General features: G+C 58.7%; 19 protein-coding genes and 2 pseudogenes. 12 read left to right on the top strand and 9 right to left on the bottom strand.

Annotated features, from left to right (window positions below; translation table 11 throughout):
* Window positions 1-13: 13 nt before the first annotated feature.
* The 4 genes and pseudogenes from BM315_RS21675 to BM315_RS21660 form a co-directional block, all read right to left on the bottom strand.
* On the bottom strand, window positions 14-721 hold the full coding sequence (locus BM315_RS21675; RefSeq protein ID WP_090505461.1) for a molybdopterin-dependent oxidoreductase: 708 nt from the start codon (window positions 719-721) through the stop codon (window positions 14-16).
* Window positions 718-1437 carry a nitric oxide reductase activation protein NorD gene (locus tag BM315_RS24750; protein WP_090505458.1) on the bottom strand — a complete coding sequence of 240 codons (720 nt, stop codon included), beginning with the start codon at window positions 1435-1437 and terminating at the stop codon, window positions 718-720. The genes BM315_RS21675 and BM315_RS24750 overlap by 4 nt, the downstream gene beginning before the upstream one ends.
* Before the next feature lie 5 nt (window positions 1438-1442).
* Complete coding sequence (locus BM315_RS24745; RefSeq protein WP_090505456.1) at window positions 1443-2018, bottom strand: hypothetical protein; 576 nt, start codon at window positions 2016-2018, stop codon at window positions 1443-1445.
* Window positions 2019-2499: 481 nt separating this feature from the next.
* Window positions 2500-3312, bottom strand: a pseudogene (locus BM315_RS21660) (AAA family ATPase).
* A 473-nt stretch (window positions 3313-3785) separates the two neighbouring features.
* Between BM315_RS21660 and BM315_RS21655 the strand changes: the two are divergent.
* The 12 genes from BM315_RS21655 (at window position 3786) to BM315_RS21600 (ending at window position 18330) form a co-directional block, all read left to right on the top strand.
* Entirely contained in the window at window positions 3786-4187 is a 402-nt protein-coding gene (locus BM315_RS21655; RefSeq protein WP_212632986.1) for a spirocyclase AveC family protein, read from the top strand.
* Window positions 4160-4825 carry a spirocyclase AveC family protein gene (locus BM315_RS21650; RefSeq protein WP_090505453.1) on the top strand — a complete coding sequence of 222 codons (666 nt, stop codon included), beginning with the start codon at window positions 4160-4162 and terminating at the stop codon, window positions 4823-4825. The genes BM315_RS21655 and BM315_RS21650 overlap by 28 nt, the downstream gene beginning before the upstream one ends.
* Window positions 4826-4921: 96 nt before the next feature.
* Window positions 4922-5314 carry a hypothetical protein gene (locus BM315_RS21645; RefSeq protein ID WP_090505449.1) on the top strand — a complete coding sequence of 131 codons (393 nt, stop codon included), beginning with the start codon at window positions 4922-4924 and terminating at the stop codon, window positions 5312-5314.
* A 254-nt stretch (window positions 5315-5568) separates the two neighbouring features.
* Window positions 5569-6174: a DOMON domain-containing protein gene (locus tag BM315_RS21640; protein WP_141124000.1), complete on the top strand. Its 606-nt coding sequence runs from the start codon at window positions 5569-5571 to the stop codon at window positions 6172-6174.
* 12 nt (window positions 6175-6186) lie between these two features.
* Window positions 6187-7290, top strand: coding sequence for a 4Fe-4S dicluster domain-containing protein (locus tag BM315_RS21635; protein ID WP_212632985.1), 1104 nt, complete (start codon window positions 6187-6189; stop codon window positions 7288-7290).
* A complete protein-coding gene (locus tag BM315_RS21630) occupies window positions 7287-10196 on the top strand; it encodes a molybdopterin-dependent oxidoreductase (protein WP_090505444.1) in 2910 nt (969 codons plus the stop codon). The genes BM315_RS21635 and BM315_RS21630 overlap by 4 nt, the downstream gene beginning before the upstream one ends.
* Window positions 10193-10735, top strand: a complete 543-nt coding sequence (locus BM315_RS21625; protein WP_090505442.1) for a molecular chaperone TorD family protein — start codon at window positions 10193-10195, stop codon at window positions 10733-10735. Before BM315_RS21630 ends, BM315_RS21625 begins: the two co-directional genes overlap by 4 nt.
* A 33-nt stretch (window positions 10736-10768) precedes the next feature.
* Window positions 10769-11716 carry a 2Fe-2S iron-sulfur cluster-binding protein gene (locus BM315_RS21620; RefSeq protein WP_170862282.1) on the top strand — a complete coding sequence of 316 codons (948 nt, stop codon included), beginning with the start codon at window positions 10769-10771 and terminating at the stop codon, window positions 11714-11716.
* Window positions 11717-11778: 62 nt separating this feature from the next.
* Window positions 11779-13113 (top strand): protoporphyrinogen/coproporphyrinogen oxidase, encoded by a 1335-nt coding sequence (locus BM315_RS21615; protein WP_090505438.1) that lies wholly within the window; start codon window positions 11779-11781, stop codon window positions 13111-13113.
* A gap of 558 nt (window positions 13114-13671) precedes the next feature.
* A complete protein-coding gene (locus BM315_RS21610; RefSeq protein ID WP_141123998.1) occupies window positions 13672-14049 on the top strand; it encodes a hypothetical protein in 378 nt (125 codons plus the stop codon).
* 349 nt (window positions 14050-14398) lie between these two features.
* On the top strand, window positions 14399-17149 hold the full coding sequence (locus BM315_RS21605) for a winged helix-turn-helix domain-containing protein (RefSeq protein ID WP_090505434.1): 2751 nt from the start codon (window positions 14399-14401) through the stop codon (window positions 17147-17149).
* 432 nt (window positions 17150-17581) lie between these two features.
* Window positions 17582-18330, top strand: a protein-coding gene (locus tag BM315_RS21600; RefSeq protein ID WP_141123997.1) for an IS5 family transposase whose coding sequence is annotated in 2 segments (ribosomal slippage) — window positions 17582-17924 and window positions 17924-18330 — 750 coding nt in all. Because the reading frame shifts where the segments join, the coding sequence is not laid out codon by codon here.
* A gap of 137 nt (window positions 18331-18467) precedes the next feature.
* Here BM315_RS21600 and BM315_RS21595 read toward each other — a convergent pair.
* The 5 genes and pseudogenes from BM315_RS21595 to BM315_RS21575 form a co-directional block, all read right to left on the bottom strand.
* Entirely contained in the window at window positions 18468-19919 is a 1452-nt protein-coding gene (locus BM315_RS21595; protein WP_090505432.1) for an NAD(P)(+) transhydrogenase (Re/Si-specific) subunit beta, read from the bottom strand.
* Window positions 19920-19921: 2 nt separating this feature from the next.
* Window positions 19922-20254: an NAD(P) transhydrogenase subunit alpha part 2 gene (locus BM315_RS21590; RefSeq protein ID WP_090505429.1), complete on the bottom strand. Its 333-nt coding sequence runs from the start codon at window positions 20252-20254 to the stop codon at window positions 19922-19924.
* 12 nt (window positions 20255-20266) lie between these two features.
* A complete protein-coding gene (locus tag BM315_RS21585) occupies window positions 20267-21388 on the bottom strand; it encodes a Re/Si-specific NAD(P)(+) transhydrogenase subunit alpha (protein WP_090505427.1) in 1122 nt (373 codons plus the stop codon).
* 124 nt (window positions 21389-21512) lie between these two features.
* Window positions 21513-22454, bottom strand: coding sequence for an electron transfer flavoprotein subunit alpha/FixB family protein (locus BM315_RS21580; protein ID WP_090505425.1), 942 nt, complete (start codon window positions 22452-22454; stop codon window positions 21513-21515).
* A pseudogene (locus BM315_RS21575) lies at window positions 22454-22629 on the bottom strand (electron transfer flavoprotein subunit beta/FixA family protein); the annotation flags it as partial. The gene BM315_RS21580 and the pseudogene BM315_RS21575, both read right to left, overlap by 1 nt.

The raw sequence follows: 22629 nt of genomic DNA, 5'->3' as shown, positions 1-22629 counted from the left end.
CGGCCAATAGCCGTTATTTTCCGGTATTTCTGGCGTTATAGATGTTTGCTCCTTTGCGCATTTTTCGGCGGGCAAAGGGCATCAGCGCCCGGTATATGAGCCGGGTTAGCCAGGTCGGCAGGTAGCGTGCGCGCTCCTCGAAGGCTACGCGCGCACGCGGGTGATCCATCAGGTCGGGGTAGGGAAAGGGAAAGCGGTAATGGCGGCGGTCACGCCAAAATTCGATCGCGGCAATATGTTTGACATTCTTGTAGCCGTAATGGGCTGGGGCTACCAGTCGCAGGGGCGCGCCGTGCTCTATGCCCAGGTCGTGGCCGTTGACCCTTTCGGCAAGCAATACATCCGCCGCCAGCAAATCTTCTAGCTGCATGCTGCAGGCGTAACCATCCTGGCCGCGGAACACGACAAAGCCAGCGCCTTCCTCAGGCCTGGCCATGGGTAGTACGATCTGCTGGTAGAAATCGCTGAAGCGCACACCGCTCCAACGTACATCACGGCATGACCAGGTCGTGACGCAGTGAAAATCGGAGACCTGCTGGTGACGCGGTAATTCGGCAAACTCTGCGGCCACGCTCAGCGGGTGCTCGACGTCACCTGCTATGTCCACGCTCACACTGTCAGCGCGATAGGGGAAGCGCTGGGCAAACAGGCCAAGCCCGAAGCGCTCGAGGCTGGGGTACTCGAATTGACCGGGAGGTAAGGGTTTGTGCTCGCTGTTCATCGATCGTTGCCTTTGCTCTGAGGTTGGGCTTTGGCGCGCCGAGGATGGGCAACGCTGGTAATCGCGCTTTCCATCAGACGACGCAGGCGTGACGGGAGTTCTTCGCTGCGATTGATTGCCAGGTAGTTGCTGGCCCAGTAGACCCTTTGCAGTTGCTCGGCATGGGCATCACTGCCGACGCTGAGGCAGATACAGGCTATGCCGCGTGCTCGCGCCTCTTCTATGACCTTGCATGTATCGGCGATCGCATAGTCACCTTCGTACTGGACGTCATAGGGGTAGCCCTCAGAAATCAAAGCCAGCAATTTGAAGGGTGTTCCCGAATGTTTGTCGATTTGCTCTGTGGCATGCCGAATAGCCGCGCCGCAGCGGGTGTAGCCTGCTACCGCGAGATGGCGAAGACGATTATCCAGGTAGGAGCCGAGGGGTTCGTCAAAGCTTTTCAGAGGCTGGAAGCGCACCAGTGTGCGCCCCCAGGAGTTGAATCCATGCAGCGCAACCCGGTCACCGAGCAGGGCAAGCGCCCGGCACAGCTTCCATGCGGCCTGTGCTTGCAGGTCGAACACACTGGAGCCGTCGATGTTGCGCTCCAGTGTGGAACTGGAGTCATCAAGCAGGATCTGTACCCCCAGGTCACGACGTGTTTTTAAGCTGGCCAGGTAAACGCGCGGATCACCGCTGTGTCCGCTGCGCAGGTCGACAGCCAGGCGAATCATCTGGTCTAACGCCAACTCGTCACCCTGGGGCTGGTCGCGGTGGCGGGCAAAACCCAGGCACAGGCTGGCAGGGAACGTTGATAGGCCCGATCCCCGCCAGCCCCGAGCATGCCGGCCGCGAACTGCGGTTCCGCGGCGTGGGCATCCACTTCCTCGACTCTGACCCAGTCCGCTCGGTAACTGTTGCAGGCCTGGTTCCATTCGGGATAGCAGTGGGCGCCAGCCTCTGCCTGCACAAACGCACTGAGAATGGCCACGGAGAGGGTCGAGCGCATGGCCTGGGTAATATTCCGCATCCGCTTGGAGAGGCTCCCGCTGACGATTTCTGAGGAGCCTTCGGCGCCCGAGTTGGCGGCATCCTTGTCCGGAGAGTTTTTCACGTCGAGGACATCGTGCATGAAGCGGGAAAAGAAGCCATCTTTGCCAAATGGCGAGGACAGCAGGCGCCAGAAGGAGCTGCGATTCAGCTGATCGTCGTCTTCCTCGCCATCCTCTTCGAGTTTCTTCAGGGCCGACTCCAGTTGCGTGAGGCGCTGCTCCGACAGGGCTCCGCCAGCAGCGCCCTGAGTGTCGCGGCGCAAGGTTAGCCAAGGTTGTAGGGACCCGTACCAGGCTGGCGGGCTGGATAGTCGTTGATTGCTCCTGGCGATGGCAAGTGTCTGGCTTGCATCCCGTCGCATAGCGCTGCATCCGCGTCAGCAGGCCGGAAGGCAACCGATAGGCAATCAGCGTGCAGCTGCGTTCTACCTCAAGAACCAGATAACGCTGGCGCAAGTCGTAGCGGCCAACGATGCTGCGCATCAGGCTGCTGCCCAGTGAGCCGCCCCATATCAGTGAACCCTGAACCAGAAACTCCAGACGCAGCTCTGCAACCGCATCCTGTGCCGCCAGATAAATGCGTTCGCCGTCGGTGTAGCTGCGCGCGCCCTCCTCGAGCAGATAAGCAATGGCTACCGGCCACCCGACGACGGCCGCAGCAAGCAGGCGCAGCGGGTGAGTTTCAGCGAGCGCTTTGCCCATGTGATTCCTTCTTTGCTCTACGCAGAGGTGCAGTAACCAGGGTCAGCCGAGATAGGTCTTGATGATTTCCTTCAGCCCCCGGCTGATTTCCCTGTCATCGGTCAGGGGCAGCATCATGGCGGCCTTGTCCGCTTCGGCTAGGGCAAGTCCTTAGTTGATCAGGCAGGCGGTATTGACCAGCGTGCGAGTGGATGAAACTTCCGACAACAGGCTGGTGTCCAGTTTGCGAATGGCATTGGCCAGTTTCACCAGGCCGGCAGCGCAGGCATTGCCCGCTCCGTTTTCACGCATGACAATGGCAATTTCATTGTCGGCCGCCGGGTAGCCCATTTCGATCGCGACCATGCGCTGCCGAGTGGACTGTTTCAGGTCTTTCAGGATGCTCTGGTAACCCGGGTTGTGAGACAGGACCAGCATGAAGCTTGGCGGTGCCTTGATCGACTCGCCAGTACGCCCGATATTCAGCACCCGACGATGATCGTCCAGGGGATGAATGACCACCGTTGAATCCGCTCGAGCCTCAACGGCCTCATCCAGATAGCAGATGCCGCCTGCGCGTACGGCACGGGTCAGGGGGCCGGCTACCCAAACCATTTCACCTCCGGTGAGCAGATAACGTCCGACCAGATCAGCAGCGGTGATGTCATCATGGCATGCAATGCTGATCAGTGGCAGCCCGAGGGTGCTTGCCATGTGTTCGACAAAGCGAGTCTTGCCGCAGCCCGTGGGGCCCTTGAGCATCAGCGGTAATTTGCGCCGGTAGGCCGCGGTAAAAACCGCTGTCTCGTTTGCGGTGGGCAGATAATACGGTTGGTCGGCTTCGGCGCGGTTATGCGGGGCGAGTGTCTGGTGCATGGCGTGTTCTCTCGGATGTATTTCGCGGCCTTCCCTCAAGACAGAGCAGACGAACCGTGCGCAATGTCATTGTTCACCAATACCATGTTGGAGCATATTTAGTTCAGCTTAATTGATTTTGGTCAATGGCCTGCCCACCGGGTGACCTGTCTGCCATGATGATTTCAGCACTTTAGCTCTGGGTCACGCGGCGGGTGGTGGACAATCAGTTTTTAAATTTAATAGTATTTAGGCATACCGTAAGCGATGTGAAGAGAATGGCCTGCAACTGCCCGATAGCGGCTGAAAGCACGCCAGAGGCGTTCTTCTCGGGTGCTCGTGGGGATTGGCTCGCGTTGTAATTGAAATCAATTAACAAGGGGGCGTTCGGAGGATACTACTAGTGCTATCAGATCGTCAGGGAGGGGCGTTGATATCAGCGGAAAATACCCATCTGGGTAGTCAAGACCTGGTTCTTTATCGGCTGAGGCTTTTTGATATTCATTGCCTGGGTTGTATACAGCTGGGTCACTGCACCCTATTTCGGACCGACAACACTGCCGGCAGATATTGAAATTCCCTTGCAGTTCAAGATCGGCGTCCGGGCGGTCGAAGTTGGTATGTCGCTTGTGTGGATGTACTTCAACTACACGCAGATCATCAAGCCAATCCGCCAGACAGGCCAGCCTAATACCCTTGGGCTGCTGGGTATCGGCTTTTTCTTTGCGATTTTTTGGGATCCAGCGATGAGCTGGATTCAGCAGGGCTGCGTTTATAACCCCTGCGCCGTCAGCATGGGCTTCCTGTCTGCTGAGATTCCCGGTTGGCTAAGTCCGCGGGCGCATTTGCTGCTGGAACCCTTGGTTGCATGGACGGGGGGTATCCAGACTTTCTGATCTGGGGCTGCCTGGTCGGGCTTGCGGCGATGCGCTTTGTCAAAGCCAGGTTGCCATCCATTTCCAATGTCAAGCTGGCCATTGCAGGCATCCTTGCCACCATGCTGTTTGATATTGTGCTGGAGATACTTCTGATTCGGGTTACCGGGCTTTATGCTTATCTGGGTGCCATTCGCTCACTGAGTCTGTTTGGCGGGCACTGGTATCAGTTCCCCATCTATGAGAGGATCCTGTTTGGTGGCTGGTGGGGCCTGTGCACGGTCTTGCTCTACTTCAAGGATGACAAGGGCCTGACCTGGGTAGAGCGTGGTGTCGAGAAGATCGACATCTGCAAGCGCTCCAACGTCCTCAAAGGCATGGTGCGTGCCATTGCCGTGATCGGTTTCTGCCAGGTGGTCGAACTGACCATCTATGTACTGCCGATGCCGCTGATCACCGCCAATGGCGACGCCTTCCCCGACGACCTGCCCGTCTTCTTCACCGTTGGCAGCGGCATGTGCGGACCGGACACCGGCCTGGCTTGCCCAAGACCTGACTTGCCGATCATGCGCCGTAATGACCTTGAGAAGTTCTCCAATACGCCTCAGGTCTCCCATGAGCAGGCGATGGAGCGTATCGAGGCGCAGACTGCCCAGTAAATAGTCCCAGTAGCAGAGGCATCAGGTGGTTCATGTCACCTGCTGCCTGTAGTTACTCGCTTTGCAGAGCATTCCGAAACCATGGAGAGAGTCAGTATGTCGGTTACGCAAAATACCTTTGGGCACTTTATTCAGTATGCCAACGAGAAGAATCAGCCCCAGCAGTTGTGCATGGTTTTTTGTCGATCCTCCCTGCAGGATGAAGATTACCGCTCGGATCGTCCCATTACCCTGAAGCCGCTTATGTGCCTGGATCGGTCGCCACGGCATCTGGACAGTTTCGAGGCCTTGTGCGGCGATACTGCATTGGCGGGTATCGAATGGGATGTGTTGTGTATGACCGCGTTGGTGGGTCAAGCTGGCGTAATGCCTACTGCCATTAATATCCACAAACGCTTTGACCTGATGATAGGGCTGATCAGCCAGGGCAAGGCGGATAAGCTGGTGATGTTCGACCGCAATGGCCGCCAGGTAATCCTCGTCTCCTGATACTGGCGTTTGCGCCATTTCCCCCATTGCTTTGCTGCGCCACCATTAAAGCATCCAGCCCCCAAGACTCGCCTGCTTGCTGCAGGCTCCAGTCAAAAACGCACCAACTCTTGACTTGAGTCAATTTATCTTCCTGTCGTATGTGTAAACATCGTATGCAACAAGACCAGTTCTGCTTTCTGTGCGGAGCTGAGTGGGTATTGCTGCCCGTATCGATATGTCTGGTGGGAGGGGGTTAGTTGAAAAGCCGGCGAGTGAAAGACATAGAAGCATACCGAAATCCCTTGGCAGCCGAGTGGCGGCAGGAGACGGTCGAGTACGTCAAGATGGCGGCAACGCCCATGGCCATGCAGCCAACGGCTTATATCCGCAATTCCAGGGCAAATATGCTGCATGGTCAGGTGAGCGAGCTACAGGTGGCCAGTGTGCATGATGGCGAAACTCTGGCGCTGGCCTTGAGCTGGGAGGGGGTCGCCCCGCCGGGACGGGACTTTCCCGATGCCGTAGCGGTGACTTTTCCCGTCAGGGGCAACCCGATTCTGATGCTGATGGGGTCGAAAAATGACTCGATACACATCCTCCAGTGGAAGGCCGGCAAGGGTGTGCGCTCCCTGCTGGCCAATGGCATTGGCCTGTCCGACAAGGGACCTGAGCTGAAGATTGCATCCCGCGCCGAGGAGGACGGCAAGCGCTGGCGGGTGGTTATTACCCGGGTGCTGGGGCAGGGGGCCAATGTGGCGCCGGTAGTTCCCGGCCATGAAACCAAGATCGGATTTGCTGTGTGGTCCGGCATCAACGATGAGCGTGCCGGGCTGAAGTCCTTCTCGCTTGACTGGATTCCCTTTGCTGTGGACGCCTAGCGGGAGGTTGATATGAGCAAGAAACAAGTCGCAATGGTTATGGATCTGAACAAGTGTATTGGTTGCCACACCTGTTCAATTGCCTGTAAGACCCTGTGGACCCGCCGTGAAGGCATGAAACACATGTGGTGGAACACCGTGAATACTCAGCCGGGCGAGGGTTCACCGCATGGTTGGGAAAACATGGGCGGTGGTTTTCGCGATGGCGAGCCGCAGCGGGGGTTCCGGCCCAGTGAAGCTGATTTCGGCACGGCCTGGGACTTCAATCATGATGAGGTTTTTCACGGTGGTAATGAAGATGCTTTCCTGCACGCCAACTACGGTGAATGGAACAGTGGCGAGAACTGGAAAGGCCCGAACTGGGACGAGGATCTTGGCGGCGGCGAGTACCCCAACAGCTACTACTTTTACCTCCCGCGCATTTGCAATCACTGCACGCACCCGGCTTGTCTTGAGGCCTGTCCACGCAAGGCCATTGAGAAGCGCGAGGAAGACGGCATCGTCCTGATCAATGAAGACCGTTGCAGTGGCTACCGTTTTTGCCAGGAAGCCTGTCCGTACAAGAAGATCTATTTCAACGAGACGCTGGAAGTTTCGCAGAAGTGCATCTTCTGCTTTCCGCGCATCGATGAGGGCGTCACTACCGCCTGTTCGCGCCAGTGTCCGGGGCGAGTGCGTTTTGTCGGCTACCTTGATGACCCTGATGGTCCGATATACAAGCTGGTTCACGAGCACAAGGTTGCACTGCCGCTGCATGCGGAATATGGCACTCAGCCCAACGTGTTTTATGTGCCGCCCATGTCCTCGCCGAAGATGGATGCCGAGGGCAACCCCACCGATGAATCACGCATTCCCCTCGAGTACCTGGAGTCCTTGTTCGGCCCGCGGGTGAAGGAGGTGCTGGACAAGATAGAAAGTGAGCGTCAGCGCGTTGCCAGTGGCGAGGAGTCCGAGTTGATGGATTTGCTTATCTCGCGCAAGTGGCTGGATATGTTCGGTCCCTTTACCAAGCACCCACGGGATGTAGTCAGCGCGAGTCCGGTACGTATTGTTGATCCAGCCCAGACTGCCAAGGTCGATGTGGTGCGGATCATGGATATAAGGAGCAAGTCATGAGCGTTGATTTCGACCGCCGTGGTTTTCTCAAGGCGTTTGCCGCGGTTTCCGGCTCGCTGGCAATGCCAAGTTTCGTTGCCCGGGCCGCAGACAGCATTGCCAACCTGGTTGAGGGCGCCATTCCGCAGTACGAATCCTGGAAGGACATTTATCGCAACCAGTGGTCCTGGGACAAGGTGGTCAGGAGCACCCACCATCTCAACTGCTGGACGCAGGCGCATTGCGCCTGGGATGTGTACGTCAAGGACGGACTGGTGTTTCGTGAAGAGCAGGCCGGTGAATACGAGCAGGTCAATGCGGCCCTGCCTGACTTCAATCCGCGCGGCTGCCAGAAGGGCGGCTGTTTCAGTCACCGCATGTACGACGATACCCGCATCACCCATCCGCTGCGCCGGGTTGGCCCGCGTGGCAGTGGCAAGTGGGAACGGGTGTCATGGGATGAAGCGCTGGATGACATCGCCGACACCTACCTGGACGTCACGGTAGAGGAGGGTACGGACCGGACGGTATGGGATCTAGGGCCAGGTATCGACCTGGGGGTGTCGAGTGCCGCGCAAGGTCGTTTCAGCATGCTCACTCAGTCCATCGGTCTGGATATGGATGGCGAGATCGGCGACTCCCGGCGCGGCACCCTGGAGACCTTCGGCAAGATTCAGTTTGAGCGCTCTGCCGATGACTACTTCAACTCCGATCTGATCCTTTTCTGGGGCGGTAACCCGGTTCAAACGCAGATTCCCCAGGCGCATTTTTATATCGGTGCCAAGTATCGGGGTACCCGGATCATCTCGATTGCCCCGGACATGAACCCCTCGGCAACCAAGGCGGATTTGTGGATTTCCCTGCGGCCGGGAACCGACGGAGCCCTGGCCCTGGGGGTTTGCCATCTGATCGTCGAGCAAGGCAAGGTCAAGGAAGACTTTGTCATTGAACAGACCGATTTGCCCCTGCTGGTACGTAGCGATACGGACGAGTTTCTGCATCAGGGCGACCTTCAGGAGGGTGGGCGTGACGACCACTTTGTACTCTGGGATCTGGTCAGCGACAGTGCGCAGATTGCCCCCTTCCGCTCGCTCAAACTGGAGGCGCTCAAGCCCCAGTTGGACGCTCGGAAAACAGTACGTTTGAAGGATGGGCAGGAGATCGAAGTGCGCACCGCCTTCTCGCGGTTGAGGGAGCGCCTGCAAGCCTACACGCCGGCGGCCGTTGCGGAAATTTGTGGTGTCAGCGAGAAAATGGTTCAGCGCTTGACCGATGAGATCACCCGCGCCAAGGCCGTGTCCAGTATCGCCCAGACCACCATGTGCAAGTTCTATCACGGCAACCTGATGGAGCGCAGCGTGGCCATGATCTTTTCCCTGACCGGCAACATGGGACGCAAGGGCGCAGGTTTTGCCGGCTTCCCCCTGTTGACGCCGGACGGCGGTGACAAATTCCAGTTAACGCCGAGCATGAAGGAGGCGAAGAACGTCTTTGCTGCCCTCGAGCCGATGATTACCAAGCGCCTGGCTGATGGCGACAGCATGGAAATGATTGTGCTGGATCTCGGGCACTTGATGACCGAGCCCGGTAACCCTTTGATCAGGTTGCCCGTCTGGACATCGGGAACCCTGTTCTGGCAGGTGCATGGCGGTATAAACGAGCACTCCAAGGATCCGGAACTGGCGGAAAAGTGGAATCTCAAGCTCAAACGCCCCATTTATTCCTATCTGGAAGAGGCCCTCGATAAAAAGTGGCAGCCGCTGCATCCGCCGGCCAATCATGAGCCGCGGATCATGATCTCCATGGTCAGTAACGTCATGAAGCGGATGCGCGGTAGCGAAAAACTGCTCGAGGTGTTGTGGCCTAAGTTGAAGAAAATCGTGGTGATGGACTGGCGGATCAATTCGACCGGTCGTTACGCCGACTACATTTTGCCCGTTGCGCCCTGGTATGAGCGCACCAGCCTCAAGTGGGTCACGCCGCTGTCGCCCTACCTGACCACCACCGATGCGGCGACCAAGCCGCTGGGTGAGTCGAGGAGTGATTGGGGCGTCGTGGTCATGCTGGCCAAGCACATTCAGAAGCGTGCCAGGGTGCGGGGTATTACCACGGTCAAGAGTCCGCAGGGGCTGGATGTGCACCTGCATACCCTTTACGACGACCTGACCATGCAGGGTGAGTTCAAGGAAGATGATGACGACAAGGTCGCCAAGGCGATCTATGACCTGTCGGAGACGCACAAGAAACAGTCCTGGGAAGAGACCAAGAAGAAGGGCTTCGCGCGCTTCGAGCAGCTGCCGCATGAGCCCAGTTCCATCGGCAATATGTGCGACTTCCCCGAAGATGACACCATCGTGCCGCTGACCTACCACGTCCGGGACAAGGTGCCGTGGCCAACGGCAACCCGGCGTATCCAGTTCTACATCGATCATCCGTTCTACCGTGAACTCGATGAAGCGCTGCCGCGTTACAAGGCGCCGCCGAAAATGGGTGGCGATTACCCGCTGATGATGACCGGCGGCAAAACCCGCTGGAGTATCCATTCCACCTGGCGTGACAGCGAGCTGATGTTGCGCTTGCATCGTCCTGACCCGGCGATCCTGATCTCCATCCAGGATGCGAAAAGTCGAGGCATTGAGGATGGCGACTGGGTCAGGGTGTTCAATGACGTAGGCTCGTTCAATGCGCGGGCCCAGGTCACGCCGAGTATGCGCCCGGGACAATCGCTGATGTTCCATGCCTGGGAAAATTATCAGTTCCCCGGCAAGGGGAATATGAACAGTGTTTCCCCCTCGCCGCTGAACCCGGTGGAGCTGGCCGGCGGTCATCCGCATTTGAAGGCGGGTGTATTGATGGGCCAGGCGTCCATGTATGACCGCGACACCCGCATTGATATCGTTAAGATACCGGCGAGGGCGAAAGCATGAACAAGGATCTGTACGGGAACCTGAGCGATGCCAAGAGCCGCAGCGAGACCTATGGCAGGCTTGCCCAGGTGTTTCGCTACCCTGAGGAGGGCGTGGTTGGCGTACTGACCGGAGCGGAATATATCGATGCATTCGATCCCGCGGTCAGCAAAAAAGCCTGCTCTCTGCGCGGGCATACCTATATGAACGATGTGCATCCGACGGCGGTGTACGAAGAGCTGCTGCGTTTTTACCAGTTCTTCGGGCTGGCGCGCGCAGCCGATGCATTGCTGCCGGATCACCTCGCGGTGGAACTGGAGTTCATGCAGTTCCTGTGTGGCCTGGAACACCAGGCCACTGCACGAGGCGAGTCAATCCAGTCCCTGATGCGGGCCCAACGCGATTTTCTTCAGCGCCACCTGTCGGTCATCGCACGCGGCATGCGAGCCAATCTGCACAGCGATTCAAGCGCTTGCCAGGCCTTGGTCGAATTTTGTAACGAGCTCATCGACGGCGACTTGCAGCGACTGCAAGAGGTTGTCGGTGTCGAAGCCGCGTGAGCACCGATTCCCTTGCAATTGATGGAGGGCGTGATGCCTGAATTGCATTTCGAGAACCAGCTGTATCGGGTGGATGATTTTGACTCGGTGCTCAATACCCTGCTGAAGCACGGCCATGCGATCCCCAACTTCTGTCGCAGTGGGTATTGTCACTCCTGCATGTTGAAGGCGGAGGAGGGTATTCCCCTGCCTTTTTCCCAGATTGGCCTGGCCGATGAGCTGGTCGCGGAGAACCACTTCCTCAGCTGTCAGTGTGCGGTCTATGCGCCCATGACCATCCGGCGTCCGGACAAGGACAAGCGCCCCCGCTTTGTCGCCCGGGTGCAGGACAAGCGCGCACTGTCGGATACGCTAATCCGCCTGACGTTGAACCCGGAGCACGACTTCGTTTACCAGGCCGGCCAGTACACCACGCTGATCAACCACGATGGGCTGGTGGGAGACTTTCCGATCGCCAGTGTCCATGGCGACGACCCCTACATGCAGGTTGATGTGTACCGGGATACGCCCAATGCGCTAACCGGCTATCTGTGTGACGAGCTGGAAGTGGGTGACGCGGTGGAGATCATGACCGCCTTGGGCGATGCCTATTACAGCGAAATGATGAAAGACCGGGGGCTGGCGATTGTGGCAGCGGGGACGGGGCTTTCGTCTGCCCGCAGCGCCATTCGCAAGGCGATCAGTGCCGGGCATGCAAGCGAAATGCGCGTCTTGTGCCTGACTCCGAACGACATGGCGCACCCGCTGTGCGAAGAGCTGGAGCAGCTCGGCAAGACGAGTGCATGGCTCAGTTGTGCGTTTGCGCCTCAGGCATCTGACAGCCAGCTTGGTTGGGCGATGGATGCGCTTGAATCCTGGGCAGCAATGGCTAAAGAGCCGTGGCGAAGTCTGCTGGTTATGTCGGACTCGCCAACCTTTGCCCGGGCGCTGGCCGCCAGCATGGGCGAGCAGCGTTATGCGGTGCGTTGCTCAACCGAGTGACGGCAGCAACTGTCTGCAAATAACTCTCGTTGCTGCGCCGGGCCGATGCCCGCCGTGTAGCCATGATCAATCTGGAGCTTGCAATGAAGTTTATTGTTATCGGTGGTGGTCCTGCGGGCTGCGCTGCGGCCTATACCCTGGGTAAAGAGGGGCATCAGGTCAGTTTGTTCGAGGCGAGCGACTGTGTGGGGGGGCGAACCAAGCAGCTCAAGCGCGATGGGTTCAATCTGGCAACCGGAGCCCTGTTCTTGATGGGCGGCATCTATCCGCGTACGTCGGCGCTGCTGAAGGAAATGGGTTGTGACAAACAACCCATTCCCTGGGGCGGAGCGTCCGAGTTGATGGATAAGGATGACGCCCGTTACCCGGTCAGTTTCGTATCCCTAAGCAGCTATCTGCGCATTCCGGTGATGACGGTGGCCGATAAGGTCAAGGTGGTCATGACCGCTATCAAGCTTCACTTGAGTCAGGGTGCCAAGAACCCCTTCGATGGCAGTGATCTGGCCAGATATGATCGGGGTGAAAACCTAGAGGATTGGTCACGGAAAAACCTCGGCACCCGCGCTTATGAATACATGATTCGACCGCTGATGGATTTCTTGTACGCCGTGCCGGCGAGTTGGCTGTCGACCCCGTTTCCGCTGGCAATAATCCAGCAGGCGCACAAGATGCGACTGTCGGTACCGCCGGAGGGCGTTGGCCAGGTCAGCAGCTGGTTTGTGCAGCATAGCCAGGGGCTGCGGCTGCACTTGTCCGCGCCAGTGGTCAGGGTCGAGAAAACCGCTTCAGGGTTCAGTGTGCATGCAGCGGGTGAGGTGCATGAGGCGGATGGCCTGGTGGTCGCCACCGAGGCATTCGTTGCCGCAGAGTTGCTCAAAGAACTCATCTCCGCAGAGACTGCTCGCAAACTCAACGGGACGCCCTATACCAACTATGCCCATGTTGCCATTGCCTATGAAAAGAACCCCTGGCCAGACTATCCGGTGGATCTTGTGCTGCCAGTGGGGGCCGGGGAAACCCGCAATGTCGGCGCTATTGTGCTGCATAGTCGACGCAACCCTTCATCCGTTCCTGCCGGAGGTGAAGTGGCGGGCGTGTATTTCAATACGCCGCCGCTCCCCGACATGAGCGATGAGGACATCAAGCAAGAGGCTCTGGATATGGTCGCGCGTGCCTTTGGCAAGGCTCCGCAACCCAGCTTCGTGCATCTGTTTCGCTATGACCGGGGCCTGACGATTGCCAAGCCTGGGCACTACAGCACGCTTGATTCGGTGCATGCCGAGATGCCATTCGGGGTGTTTCTTGCGGGCGACTACTTTTCCCAGGCAGGTGTAGAGGCTGCAGTGTTCAGCGGTGAGCGCGCTGCCAATGCGTTGCACGATGCGCTGAACCGATAGCCAGCTACGGCCTGCGCCAGTGCGCTTAATTCGCGCATAGCGCCAGGCGATTTAAGGCGTTGCATACATATGTAATGCTAGCGTACAGTATTTCCAGTCAAACTGGATCAGGACATCCAGGCGCAATACCAGGCACTGAAAACCCAGATGCCCGAACGTGAAACCGAGCTTGACAAGCTCCTTGTAACTTACCCTTTCGTTCAACCTCGCTTGGTGGTCTACCTCGCCCGTGGTCTCCGAGCGGCGTTGTGCTTTATCTCGGCCGGATTATCCAGAAATTGGAAGAGCTGACGTAGCGGCGTTTTGCAAGGTGGTTGCCCCCATCTGCTGTATTATTTAAACAAGCTATTTCATGAACACGGCAGCTTGCTCAAACTTTGAACAGACTGCCGTTTTGGCTTGTGTGCCTGAGGGTCAAGCCGTGCGCAGCTACTTAGGTAGTAATGCGCTGAACATATACCAGCCTGCGGCTCTTACTATTCGAGCGGTGAGCCCTGAATGGCTGAGTCCGGGGGCCTTGGTCAGATCGAGTCAGTTCAGTGGGTGAGGTAGTGTTCTGTGCCAATTGCTACGCCCCCATGCCGGGTGGCGTTGTTCCGGCGCAAGGCGAAGTTGCAACACTTCCACGCGCGGGCGCGCCAGCAGGTTGAGGTGTTCAAACGGGAAGTGAACGACGATCCGGATGCGACCAACCAGCAGCGGCGGGCGGCGCGGGAACACGTGGCCCGCGAGCGCGAACAGCAAATCGCCGCAGCACAGACGCAATTGCACAGGGTAGAAAAGGACAAGAAAGCACAAGGCAAGCCGGCGGAGAGCGTCCGGCTCTCGACCGCCGACGCGGAGGCTGTGATGATAAAGATGGCCGGCGGTGGTTTTCGGCTGGCGCTCAATGCGCAGTTGGCGACCGATACGGCAAACCAGGTGATCGTGGGGTGAACAGGCGAACAGCGGCAGCAACTTGGGCAACTGGTGCTGATGGTCGAGCAACTGCAGGCATGTTGCGCCCAACCCCACGGGAGATGCTGAAGGATGGTGTTTTTGCCAAGCGAGAGACCACCGAACAACTGGCAATGACTACCACGATGCACACGCCAGTGTAGCGTCCAAAGGACAGCGCGCGACCCGCATAGCCGCTTCCCATGGATAGCGATGGCGACAGCGGATGGGTGCTGAGGAAGTCAAGGCCATCGCCTGCAGCTGCGGCTTGAAAAACTTAAACTTACGAGGGCTCGACAAGGCCCGCAGCGTGCTTAGGCCGCGCCTCTGAGAGAAATGAGAACAGAGCATGACAGGTAAATCATCGCGATTGGATCGCCGCCAACGCCCCGAACTCAGGATCGGCCGTAACGAGCTACCGGTGTTTTTTTTCAACTCATTGCGCCCGCAGCTACTGAAGACCCTGCAGCCAGAGACAAAGTGTCTAGTGGTGGTTGCTCCAGTGGGGTACGGAAAAACGGTAATGATGTCGATGCTGTTCAATGATCTGCGGCAGGCGGGCAAGCAATGCCTCTGGCTAACCCTGGATGATCGGGATCTGACCGTTGAAAGCATCATTTTTGAACTCGGGGAGATGTTGTACCGCGACGATAAAAGTCTACATCCCACCCAGGCGCTTTTTCGTGGATATGATCTTGCAGAGAGACGTATCGATATTTTGATACGCCAGCTCAACAACTATCCGTTACCGATAACGATTTTTATCGACAACCTGCATTTTTGTGTAGACCCAGGCCTGGGTCGGTTGCTTGATCAGTTTTTGTTCCGCACCCGTGGGTCTGTCCACTTCGTCATTTCCAGCTCGCGTGAAATACCGTTTGATACTACCCGGGCACAGCTTGAGGGACTGACTCGACAGATTGGACCTGCTGAACTGAGTTTTGGCGAATGTGAAGTGGCTGAGTTACTCGGTGATAAGCTGTGCCAAAAAATCGGTGCGCAGGGGATCCGGGAGGTCGTTAGAAAAACCGAGGGCTGGCCTGCCGCAGCGAGGATGATCAAGATCCTACTCGACAGCTCAGCGCAGCCCAAGGCAGCGCTGGAAAGCTTCTCCGGTTCTGACGAGTCATTTGGACAGTTATTGAACAGCCAGGTACTTTCAGCTTTTTCGGATGAAACTCGAGAGTTTCTCCTCGGTTTGGCGCAATTGCGCATCTTTTCCGAGGAGCTCTGTAGCGAGGCAATCGGGGGGAAGCAGGCGGTTCATGAACATCTGACTTATCTGGCCGAGCACAATATGTTCATTATCCCGCTCGACCCTAGTCGGAGCTGGTTCCGACTACACGGGTTGTTCAGGGATCATTTGCTGCGCGAGTCGGAATTACTACTGGATGCGTCTCGCCGGCAGGAGGTTTTAGTCCGCGCAGCTCGCTGGTGCGAGCGCCATGGACTGTGGCGGGATGCTGTGGAGTATGCGTTTACCTCTGGATCAATGCCCACGGCTATCCAGATTCTGGAGCACATTGCGCCTTTTTTTGTGCGCGATCTTGGCGCAGGGACGCAGTACATCCGCTGGCTTGAAATGCTGCACGAGCGTGGCAGACAGGCAGGCGCGGAGGCGGAGTATTGGTTTGTGTGGGCGCTGGCATTTCATAGGCGATACGAATACGCGCATAAACAGATAACCAAACTGTCTTCTCGGTTGCAACGAAGGAAATCCCGAGCCGGGAGCAGTGATTTGCATCGGCGAATTGCAATCCTGCGCATCTCGCTCGATAGTCTCATGGATCGTATCGAGGACTCTTATCAGGGTGCTGCTCGTTGGCTTGCCGAGGCAAATGATGGTGAGGATGATGCCTTCGATCTTGCGGCCGCGCATTGCATTATCTGTTGTTACCTCACTAACAACTTCCGCTTTGTCGAGGCAAGGAAGGTGGCTCAGTTTGCTCGGCAAATTGCCTTTCAAGCAGAAAGCACCTATGCCCAGGGGTGGGTCGCCTGTTATGCGGCGCTGATAGCGGTTGGTGAAGGCGGCTATGCCGACGCGTATGCGGACCTTGTTCAGGCGTTAGCGGTAACGCGCGCCGAGCTCGGAGATGAGGCCGGTATCTGCGGCACCATGGCGCTTATCGCGGCGCGTTCTGCTGTTGGCATGGGTTTGGATAGTGAGGCGCGGCAGTTGCTCGAATTGGGTATCAAGAGCTCACGCGACCACGGTTTTCTGGAGGCGGCCGGCTGCGGTCTCGAGGCCGGGTTGATGCTATGGAGTGGCAAAGACGATGACGTGATTGAATTGTCGATGCTTCGGAATGTAGTGGGGGTGTACCCGCAACGACTTGCCTACACCTTTTCTTGCTACCTTATTCGTCGGCTGATCGTGCTCGGACGCATTGATGACGCCTTTGCCGAAGCTGAGCGGATTGGACTCAATCATGCTTCCGGCAAGGGCACTGGACGAACGGAAAAAGCCCTACGGGTGGCTCATCTTGATGCACTAATGGCTATGGCCAAGATTGAATTGCAGATTGCCGCGGGTCGCTACAAGCGGGTAATGCCCTTGTTAGCCGGTGAACTGCGCCAAGCCAAGGCCAGCGGATGCAGCGCCAGGCTTGTTGAGCTGGAGCTCAACAGCGCATCCATAGCGGTTCGGCTGCAGGATCACGCCCTTGGGATCCGTCATGTGACCAGGGCTGTGCGCATCGCATCGTCTAGACGGATTGTTAGGCCCTTTACCGACCATCTTGAGATCCTGAACATCCTGGTGAGTCAGTCGAAAGCGTCGGCATGGGGGTTTGCGATAGAGGAAGAACGTCTGTTCTTTGTGCAGATATGCCGTCACCTGGATTCGGCCGGTCAGGTGGAGATAGCAAATCTGGCCGCAAGTGAAGGGGGGTCGAGAATGCTCGACGTGTTGACCCCTAGAGAGATTGAACTGCTCGGTTTCCTCGATGCCGGTTTGTCAAACCAGCAAATGGCCGACCGTACCGATATCTCGCTTACAACTGTCAAATGGCACTTGCAAAACCTCTACGGCAAGCTCGGCGTTTCCAGTCGAACGGCAGCGCTTGCCAGGGCCAGAACCATGAGTCTGCTGGGCTGATAAAGACTCAGCTGTGCGGTTCCGAGACCAGTGGGGATGTTTTGTTACAAGGCTCCGCATTATGGTTGTCGCAGGCATGTATCATGCATGTACGCATGCGAAATTTAATTTCGCGTGCGCATTGTTTTCACTCGTCCGAGAGGCCGTGTTCTTTCGGCGGGTAATCCTCCCATTTTTAACACTCGCCCAAAGTAGAGGTCAGGCCGCGCGGGCCAACTTCTGTTTGGGGGTGACCCGCCTGCAAATCGGCGATCGATGTCATGCTGTCCAGCGGGTGCACAAAAGGTGAACATTTGTTTACGCTCAGATCAGGGGACGCTACTTTCTCTGCTGAAATTGCCTAGGCCTGTTGCCGTTTTGCGCTAACCAATTGATCTATAAGAGCAAACTCGTATCGTTTAAGCTCTGACCCAACACCGATACGAGCTTGCAATGCCCCGGTTACTGCTCAGCGATGAGCATTGGTCGAAGCTGCGGGAAATTCTGCTGCACAAGGACATCTACAACAAGCGTGAACTACGAATGACCGTGGAGGGCATGCTGTACCGCATGCGCACGGGATGCCCCTGGAGAGACCTGCCCAAGGCGTTCGGGAACCGGAATAAGGTCTATAATCGCTTCAATGCATGGTCCGCTGCCGGCAAATGGCTCAAGGTCTTCAAGATACTTGTGGCGGAGCCTGACATTGAGTGGGTTTTTATTGATGGCAGCTATGCCAAGGCTCACCAGCACAGTGCAGGTGCTGCCAGCGGCAACGATGAGGCTATAGGAAAAGTCGAGCAGGCAATACCAGCAAGATTCACCTGGCGGTGGACGCCCATGGCTTGCCCATCGAGTTTGAAATCACGGGTGGCCAAATCAATGACTGCACTCAGGCACCCGCGTTAATTTCCAAGCTCCCGGCGGCAGAAACCATCGTTGCTGATAAGGGCTACGACAGCGAGAGAATCCGGGAGCAGGTTGAGCTACAAGGGGCCAAGGCCGTGATCCCGAGAAAGCGTAAGTTTGTGAAAGGCAACGCGGATCTGGACAGAGGTCTTTACCGCAACCGGCATCTGGTGGAAAACGCCTTCGCCCGGCTGAAGCACTACCGGGCGGTGGCATCTCGATTCGACAAGCTCAAGAGAAATTACGAAAGCGTGGTGGCCATGGCCTGTGCCTTCCTATGGTTGCCCATGTGAAATGGCAACAGCCCCTAGATAAAAAACTCCTGGGCCGTGTTTCGTATACAAAAGTGCACCCTTTGTATACGCAACACTCCAGATCGCAGTTAGACACTGCCTGCCTTGACGCAGTTAGCTGCGGCAATCAATAGCGGTCAGTCGACGGCCTTGACCATGTCCTCGATGACCTTCTTGGCGTCGCCGAAGACCATCATGGTCTTGTCCAGGTAGAACAGTTCGTTGTCCAGGCCGGCGTAGCCGCTGGCCATCGAGCGCTTGTTGACGATCACGGTCTTGGCCTTGTAGGCCTCGAGGATCGGCATGCCGGCGATCGGCGACTTCGGATCGTTCTTCGCCGCCGGGTTGACCACGTCGTTGGCGCCCAGCACCAGCACCACGTCGGCCTGGCCGAACTCGGAGTTGATGTCCTCCATCTCGAACACCATGTCGTAGGGCACCTCGGCCTCGGCCAGCAGCACGTTCATGTGCCCGGGCATGCGTCCGGCCACCGGGTGGATGCCGAATTTCACGGTGACGCCACGGTGGGTCAGCTTCTCGGTCAGTTCCATCAGCGCGTGCTGGGCGCGGGCCACGGCCAGGCCGTAGCCGGGCACGATGATCACGGTGTCGGCGTTGCTCAGGAGGAAGGCGGCGTCGTCGGCGGAGCCGGATTTGACCGGGCGCGCCTCCTGGCTGCCGGCGGCCGGGCCGGCGTCCGTGGCGCCGCCGAAGCCGCCGAGGATGACGTTGAAGAACGAGCGGTTCATCGCCTTGCACATGATGTACGAGAGGATCGCGCCGCTCGAGCCGACCAGCGAGCCGGCGATGATCAGCATCGAGTTGTTCAGCGAGAAGCCGATGCCGGCAGCCGCCCAGCCCGAATAGCTGTTGAGCATCGACACCACCACCGGCATGTCGGCGCCGCCGATCGGGATGATGATCAGCACGCCGATGACGAAGGCCAGGGCCACCAGCAGGGCGAAGGCGCCGAGGTTGCCGGTGAAGGTGTAGATCAGGCCGAGGCCGAGAATCGCCAGGCCGACCACCAGGTTGAGCTTGTGCTGGCCCTTGAACTGCACCGGTGCGCTCTTGAACAGGCGGAACTGGTACTTGCCCGAGAGTTTGCCGAAGGCGATCACCGAACCGGAGAAGGTGATGGCACCGATGGCGGCGCCGAGGAACAGCTCCAGCCGATTACCGGCCGGGATCGCATCGCCCAGGGCGGCAACGATGCCCAGCGACTGCGGTTCGACCACCGCGGCGATGGCGATGAATACCGCGGCCAGGCCGATCATGCTGTGCATGAAGGCGACCAGTTCGGGCATCTTGGTCATTTCCACACGCTTGGCCATCAGGGTGCCGACCGAGCCGCCGGCCAGCAGCCCGACGATGACGAAGCCGAGGCCCTGGGTGGCGCCGCCCTCTGTACTGACTTGCGCGCCGAGCTTGTACACCAGGCCGACCGTGGTGACGATGGCCAGGCCCATGCCGAGCATGCCGAACAGGTTGCCGCGGCGCGAGCTGGTCGGGTGCGACAGGCCCTTGAGGGCCTGGATGAAGCAGACCGAGGCGAACAGGTAGAGAACGGTGATCAGATTCATGCTCATGGTCAGTGCTTCTCCGCCAGCGCGCCGGTGGGGGCTACCGTCTTGGGCGCTTTTTTCTTGAACATTTCCAGCATGCGCCGGGTCACCAGGAAGCCACCGAACACGTTGACCGCGGCCAGGGCCACGGCCAGGGTGCCCATGGTCTTGCCCAGCGGGGTCACGGTCAGGGCGGCGGCGAGCATGGCGCCGACGATGACGATCGCGGAAATCGCGTTGGTCACCGACATCAGCGGGGTGTGCAGGGCCGGGGTGACGTTCCACACCACGTGGTAGCCGATGTAGATGGCCAGCACGAAGATGATCAGGTTGTAGATGCCATCGGAAATCAGATCCATGTTCCTACTCCATTAACCGTTGTTACGGACGACTTGGCCATCGCGGCACATCAGGCACGCGGCGACGATGTCGTCTTCGAGGTTGAGGTGAAACTGAGCATCCTTGTCGATGACCAGCTTGAGGAAATCCAGCAGGTTGCGTGCGTACAGCGCCGAAGCATCGGCCGGCACCATGGCCGCCAGGTTGCTGTAGCCGACGATGGTCACGCCGTGCTGCACGACTACCTGTTCGGCCACCGTCAGCGGGCAGTTGCCGCCTTGCGCCGCGGCCAGGTCGATGACCACCGAGCCCGGCTTCATCTCGGCCACTGTGCTCTCATGCAGCAGCGTCGGCGCCTTGCGTCCCGGGATCAGCGCGGTGGTGATGACGATATCGGCCTGCTTGGCGCGCTCGTGCACCGCCTTGGCCTGGCGCTCCATCCACGAGGCCGGCATCGGCCGCGCGTAGCCGCCGACGCCCTCGGCGCACTCACGCTCCTCGTCGGTCTCGCAGGGCACGTCGACGAACTTGGCGCCGAGCGACTCGATCTGCTCCTTGACCGCCGGACGCACGTCCGAGGCCTCGATCACCGCGCCCAGGCGCCTGGCCGTAGCGATGGCCTGCAGGCCGGCGACGCCGGCGCCGAGAATCAGCACACGGGCGGCCTTCACCGTACCGGCGGCGGTCATCAGCATGGGCATGAAGCGCGGGTAATGGTGGGCGGCCAGCAGCACGGCCTTGTAGCCGGCGATGTTGGCCTGCGAGCTCAGCACGTCGAGGCTCTGCGCGCGCGAGGTGCGCGGCGCGGCTTCGAGGGCGAAGGCGGTGATGCCGCGGGCATTCATCCGCGCGATGGTCTCGCTGCTGAAGGGGTTGAGCATGCCGACCAGCACCGCGCCGGTCTGCATGTGGGCCAGTTCGGCATCGCTCGGGGCCAGCACTTTCAGCACCAGATCGGCACCGAAGGCGGCGGCAGCGCTGCCGATGGTCGCGCCGGCCGCGGCGAAGGCACTGTCGGGAATGCTGGCGCTGACGCCAGCTCCGCTCTGCACCGTGACCTGATGGCCTTGGCCGATCAGCTTCTTGATGGTTTCTGGCGTGGCGGCTACCCGCGTTTCGCCGGCATGGGTTTCGAGAGGAACACCGATGTGCACTTGAAGCCTCCAGTGAATATCTTTAAGCAAAACCCACCCGGTAGATGCGTGAACGGCATCCGCAGGGTGGGTTGGTAACAGGAGCAGCGAGGTGCCAGGGGAGTCCCTTAGCCAGGGGAGTCCCTTAGAGGGCTCTTTCCAGCTCAGGTACGGCTTCGAACAGATCCGCCACCAGGCCGTAATCGGCCACCTGGAAGATCGGCGCCTCTTCGTCCTTGTTGATCGCGACGATCACCTTGGAGTCTTTCATACCGGCCAGGTGCTGGATCGCGCCGGAGATACCGACGGCGATGTACAGCTGCGGCGCAACGATCTTGCCGGTCTGGCCGACCTGCATGTCGTTGGGCACGAAACCGGCGTCGACCGCGGCGCGTGAAGCACCGACTGCCGCGCCGAGCTTGTCGGCCAGGGCGTAGAGGTGCTTGAAGTTGTCGCCGTTCTGCATGCCGCGGCCGCCGGAGACGACGATCTTGGCCGCGGTCAGCTCCGGACGATCGGACTTGGCCAGCTCTTCACCGACGAACGCCGAGATGCCGGCGTCGCCGCCAGTAGCCACGGCTTCAACGGCAGCACTGCCGCCTTCGGCGGCGACCGGGTCGAAACCGGTGGCACGCACGGTGATCACCTTCACGGCAGCGCTGGACTGCACGGTGGCAATGGCGTTACCGGCATAGATCGGCCGCTTGAAGGTATCGGCGCTTTCCACGGCGATGATCTCGGAGATCTGATCAACGTCCAGTTGAGCGGCGACCCGCGGCAGGATGTTCTTGCCGTTGCTGGTGGCGGCAGCCAATACATGGCTGTAAATCGTGCGCTGCTCGATCACCAGACTTGCCACTAAAGGGGCGACATTCTCAGGCAGCTGGTGGGCGAAGGCCGCGTTGTCGGCCACCAGCACCTTGGCCACGCCGGCGATCTTGGCCGCGGCTTCGGCAGCTGCGCCGCAGGCGGCACCGGCAACCAGGACGTGAATGTCGCCACCGATCTTGGCGGCAGCCGCCACGGTGTTCCGGGTGGCAGGTGCCAGGGCCACGTTGGTGTGTTCTGCAACAACCAGGATAGTCATTAGATTACCTTCGCCTCGTTCTTCAGTTTCTCGACCAGTTCCGCAACCGACTTGACCTTGATCCCGGCACTGCGGGTAGCAGGCGCTTCGACTTTCAGGGTCTTCACCGTGGAAGTGGTGGCAACGCCCAGAGCTTCAGGGGTGAGCACGTCCAGCGGCTTCTTCTTGGCCTTCA

Source organism: Pseudomonas borbori, from assembly GCF_900115555.1.
In the GTDB taxonomy this organism is placed as follows: Bacteria; Pseudomonadota; Gammaproteobacteria; order Pseudomonadales; family Pseudomonadaceae; genus Aquipseudomonas; species Aquipseudomonas borbori.
Note: the sequence above shows the minus strand (reverse complement) of the source record. Positions and strands in the feature narration are given on the sequence as shown.

Excerpts from the sequence above, each read along its gene's own strand:
- BM315_RS21675 (WP_090505461.1), bottom strand. The coding sequence starts at position 721 with ATGAACAGCGAGCACAAACCCTTACCTCCCGGTCAATTCGAGTACCCC.
- BM315_RS24750 (WP_090505458.1), bottom strand. The coding sequence starts at position 1,437 with ATGATTCGCCTGGCTGTCGACCTGCGCAGCGGACACAGCGGTGATCCG.
- BM315_RS21650 (WP_090505453.1), top strand. The coding sequence starts at position 4,160 with ATGGACGGGGGGTATCCAGACTTTCTGATCTGGGGCTGCCTGGTCGGG.
- BM315_RS21645 (WP_090505449.1), top strand. The coding sequence starts at position 4,922 with ATGTCGGTTACGCAAAATACCTTTGGGCACTTTATTCAGTATGCCAAC.
- BM315_RS21635 (WP_212632985.1), top strand. The coding sequence starts at position 6,187 with ATGAGCAAGAAACAAGTCGCAATGGTTATGGATCTGAACAAGTGTATT.
- BM315_RS21630 (WP_090505444.1), top strand. The coding sequence starts at position 7,287 with ATGAGCGTTGATTTCGACCGCCGTGGTTTTCTCAAGGCGTTTGCCGCG.
- BM315_RS21625 (WP_090505442.1), top strand. The coding sequence starts at position 10,193 with ATGAACAAGGATCTGTACGGGAACCTGAGCGATGCCAAGAGCCGCAGC.
- BM315_RS21620 (WP_170862282.1), top strand. The coding sequence starts at position 10,769 with ATGCCTGAATTGCATTTCGAGAACCAGCTGTATCGGGTGGATGATTTT.
- BM315_RS21615 (WP_090505438.1), top strand. The coding sequence starts at position 11,779 with ATGATCAATCTGGAGCTTGCAATGAAGTTTATTGTTATCGGTGGTGGT.
- BM315_RS21605 (WP_090505434.1), top strand. The coding sequence starts at position 14,399 with ATGACAGGTAAATCATCGCGATTGGATCGCCGCCAACGCCCCGAACTC.
- BM315_RS21595 (WP_090505432.1), bottom strand. The coding sequence starts at position 19,919 with ATGAGCATGAATCTGATCACCGTTCTCTACCTGTTCGCCTCGGTCTGC.
- BM315_RS21590 (WP_090505429.1), bottom strand. The coding sequence starts at position 20,254 with ATGGATCTGATTTCCGATGGCATCTACAACCTGATCATCTTCGTGCTG.
- BM315_RS21580 (WP_090505425.1), bottom strand. The coding sequence starts at position 22,454 with ATGACTATCCTGGTTGTTGCAGAACACACCAACGTGGCCCTGGCACCT.